Below are 3496 nucleotides of genomic sequence, written 5' to 3'. Positions count from 1 at the left end.
GTCGAGGTGGTGGATGCCCGGGCAATGGGCGGCGGGAGGGGAAACGCGCACCTGGAAGGGATACCAGCACCGCTGCCACCACGCGATTCGCGACGGAGACCGGCTGTACGTGAGCTACTGGCACGGAGGCGCGGTCATCCTGGATATTTCGGACATCGCCAAGCCTCGCCTGGTGTCCCAGATCGATTGGAGCCCGCCCTTCCATTGGCCTACGCACTCCATGGTGCCCGTACAGCAACGCATTCATGGGCACCGGTGGGCCATCGTGGCAGACGAAGACGTCAATCCTCTTACCACGGACGTACCCAGCCAGACCATGCCCGCGGCGCTCTGGATGGTGAACATCTCGGACGAAACGCGGCCCGTTCCCGTGGCGAGTTTCCAGGTCGAAGGGCTGGACGGACAGGACAACCCCGGGAAATCAGGCTGTCACCAGCCCGTCGAGTTCATCCCTGGCTTGGAAGTTCCCGTGGCGTGGTTCGCGCAAGGCGTGCGTTTCATCGACATTTCCAACCCGCGCTCGCTGCGCGAGGTGGCGCATTACATCCCGGACCCGGCGCCCGGCCACGAGCGGGCGTCGAGCAACGACGTCTATGTCGATGAGCGCGGACTGATATTCCTCATCGATCGCTTCGGGGGCCTGGCGATCCTGGAACGCGAGTAACGCGCCGGCGCGCATGGCGCGCCGAAGGAGCGCCCGCCCTGGCCGACGGGCGCCCCGCCCTCAGATCGCGACCTTGCTCGCGGATTCGTGCCAGGGAATCATGATCCGGCGCAGCGAGCCGACGATGAAGTAAAGAGAAAAGCCGATCGCCGCCAGCAGCAGCACCACTGCGAACAGGGTGTCGACCTCCAGCTCCTGCAGCTTGATGGTGGCAAGATAGCCGAGGCCGCGCGTGCCCGCGACGAACTCGCCCACCACGGCGCCGATGATGGCCAGCACGATGGCCATTTCCATGCCCGTCAGGATGTAGGGCAAGGAACTCGGGATGACCAACAGGCGGAAGCGCCGCGACTGTTTGGCTTGGCCCACGGTGAACACCTCCGAGAGGCCGCGGTCCACGGACTTCGCGCCCAGGTAACTGTTGGCGAACACGGGAAAGAAGGCAAGCACCGCGGACACGATGATCTTCGACTCCAGCCCGAAGCCGAACCAAAGGATGAACAGGGGTATCAGCGCCACCTTGGGCGTGACCTGCAAGGCGATCACGAACGGCTTGAAAATGGTGTCGAGCAGGGCGACACGGCCCAGGAGCTGGCCGATGACGGTGCCGAACACGACAGCGAACAAAAAGCCGCCGAGGCACTCGGCAAGCGTGACGCCGAGATGGTAATAGGTGTCGGGCTGGCCCAGGAGGCGGAACAAGGCGACGACCACCAGCTCGGGAGCTGGAAGCACCAGAGGCGATACGTCGAAGAAATGGACGTACCCTTTCCAGATCAGGAAGAACGCCACGACGGCGAACACCTGCAAAACGATTCGAGTCATTTCAGTCTTCCCCAGCCGCGGGAATTCAAAGTTCCAGTTTCTTGCGGATATCGCTGCAGAGCTTGCCGAATTCTGGCGACCCCAAGACCTCGGTGCGGGGGCGCGGCAGATCGATCTTGAACTCCGCCACGATGCGGCCGGGCCGCGCGGACATCACGATCACGCGATCGGCCAGGTGGACAGCTTCGCTGATAGAATGGGTGATCAGCAGCGCCGCGAATTGCCGTTCCATCCAGATGCGTTCGGTATCGGCCGTGATTTGCTCCCGCGTGAGCGCATCCAGCGCGCCGAAGGGCTCGTCCAGCAACAGCAACTCGGGGTCGGTGAAAAGGGCGCGCGCAACCGAGGCGCGTTGCTTCATCCCGCCCGACAGCTCCGCCGGGCGGCGCTTCTCGAACCCGCTCAGGCCGACCAGCCTGCACAGCCCGTGCGCGCGCTCGCGATCGGCGGCGGAAGCGCTGCCCTGCATGAGGCGGGGCAGCATGACGTTCTGCTCGATGCTGAGCCAAGGCAATAAGCGATGCTCCTGGAAGGCCACGCCCAGGCGCGGCGCATGACCCTCCTTGCCCCAATCCACCTTGCCTTGGGTGGGCTGCTCCAGGCCACATAGAATGCGCAGCAGCGTAGACTTGCCGCAGCCGGATGGCCCGACCACGGCGACGAATTCGCCTGCCCCGATGGACGAGCGTATGCCCTCCAGCGCCTGGACGGCCCCCGATTTGGTCTCGAAGCGCTTCGAGATGCCCTCGAGCCGCACCACCGGCTCGCGGCCGGCGTTCAGCACGTGGACGTTACCGGCGGGCGGCACCGCACGCACGGGCGTCTCAGCCATTGGCAGCCTCCCAGATCTCGTTGGTATAGAGCGGCTTGGTGGTGGGCTGCTTGAGCATGCCCGCCCCGCGCAGGAGCTCCTCCCCTTCCTTCCACTGCGCCTCATTGCAGCGCAAGAGCTTCTTGGGGTCGGAGGTCGTCCACAGGTCGCGGTTGGCGCGCATGTCCGCAACGGCGATCGACTCGTTGTCCGCGCCGGGAATGTCGAACTTGCCGCGCATCAGCGCCACGGCCTTCTTCAAGCCTTCGTCGTCCATGGCCATCAGCTCCTGGACGGAGCGATACGCCGCGCGCAGGAAGGCGACGAACTGGTCTTTATTGGCGGCGAGCACCGACTCCTCCGCCACGTACACCTGCCCGGGCACCCCGTCATCCATGGGCATCGTCGCCACGGGGTAGTTCTGGGACGTCAGGCGGATGGCGGCGCTCATGTTGCCAAGGAAACCGTCCACGCGCTTGGCCTGGATCATGCCGAACGAGGCTGCCGAATCCGCTACGCGCTCGCGCCGCACGGACTTCGGATCAATCTTGGATCGCATCAGCAGCAAGTCCAGCGTGGCCTCCATCGAACCGCCCGCGGACTGCACGCCTATGGTCTTGCCCGCCAGGTCCTGCGGATTCCGGATGGGCGCATCCTTGGACGAAATGACTGCGAACGGAGACCGCTGGGCAATGGTCGCAATGGCGATCACCGGCGCATTGTTGTTGACGCGTGCCATCATGTAGTTGGCGCCGCCGGTGCGGCCGGTCTGCACCTGCTTGGCCGCCGTCAATTGCACGACCTGCGCGGCACCGCGGCCGGCCTCCACCTGCACATCGATGCCTTCTTTCTTGAAAAGCCCCGCAGCGGACGCATACAGAATGGGCGAGAATGCCAGCGAGAACGCCGAGGGGGTCAAGAAGGTGAGCTTGCCCTTTTCCTGGGCGTGCACGACGGAAACCACGCCGGAGAACGGCAATAGGGCGGCGGAAGCGGCAAGGCCGCCGAGGAATTCACGACGTTTCATCAGAGAAGCTCCGGTGGGCGGGTCGCCAAGACATGGAACCGGTCTGGTCGCTGGAAGCCGACAGGCGTCAGGTAACCGGCGCGACCCAAGTTTGTATCATATATAAAACCATGGTTTAAATATGGTATGGAGCAATAATAGGTTACACCCCGCGTGCTGGGACCTAGGG

At 64.2% G+C, this 3496-nt stretch carries 4 protein-coding genes; 1 reads left to right on the top strand and 3 read right to left on the bottom strand.

Annotated features, from left to right (window positions below):
* Nucleotides 1-664 (top strand): LVIVD repeat-containing protein (locus IRZ12_RS16625; RefSeq protein WP_367181603.1); only part of this gene is annotated, 664 nt, incomplete at its 5' end.
* 60 nt (nt 665-724) lie between these two features.
* Here the strand turns inward: IRZ12_RS16625 and IRZ12_RS16620 are convergent.
* Genes IRZ12_RS16620 through IRZ12_RS16610 form a run of 3 tightly spaced genes read right to left on the bottom strand, consistent with a single transcriptional unit; the run spans nt 725 to nt 3327 of the window.
* On the bottom strand, nt 725-1489 hold the full coding sequence (locus IRZ12_RS16620) for an ABC transporter permease (protein WP_296470901.1): 765 nt from the start codon (nt 1487-1489) through the stop codon (nt 725-727).
* 25 nt (nt 1490-1514) lie between these two features.
* Nucleotides 1515-2321, bottom strand: coding sequence for an ABC transporter ATP-binding protein (locus tag IRZ12_RS16615; RefSeq protein ID WP_296470898.1), 807 nt, complete (start codon nt 2319-2321; stop codon nt 1515-1517).
* A complete protein-coding gene (locus tag IRZ12_RS16610; RefSeq protein ID WP_296470894.1) occupies nt 2314-3327 on the bottom strand; it encodes an ABC transporter substrate-binding protein in 1014 nt (337 codons plus the stop codon). The genes IRZ12_RS16615 and IRZ12_RS16610 overlap by 8 nt, the downstream gene beginning before the upstream one ends.
* Nucleotides 3328-3496 lie beyond the last annotated feature (169 nt).

Source organism: Pigmentiphaga sp. (genome assembly GCF_019689535.1).
Lineage (GTDB): Bacteria > Pseudomonadota > Gammaproteobacteria > Burkholderiales > Burkholderiaceae_B > Pigmentiphaga.
This window is presented reverse-complemented; position numbering and strand designations above follow the sequence as displayed.

Excerpts from the sequence above, each read along its gene's own strand:
- IRZ12_RS16620 (WP_296470901.1), bottom strand. The coding sequence starts at position 1,489 with ATGACTCGAATCGTTTTGCAGGTGTTCGCCGTCGTGGCGTTCTTCCTG.
- IRZ12_RS16615 (WP_296470898.1), bottom strand. The coding sequence starts at position 2,321 with ATGGCTGAGACGCCCGTGCGTGCGGTGCCGCCCGCCGGTAACGTCCAC.
- IRZ12_RS16610 (WP_296470894.1), bottom strand. The coding sequence starts at position 3,327 with ATGAAACGTCGTGAATTCCTCGGCGGCCTTGCCGCTTCCGCCGCCCTA.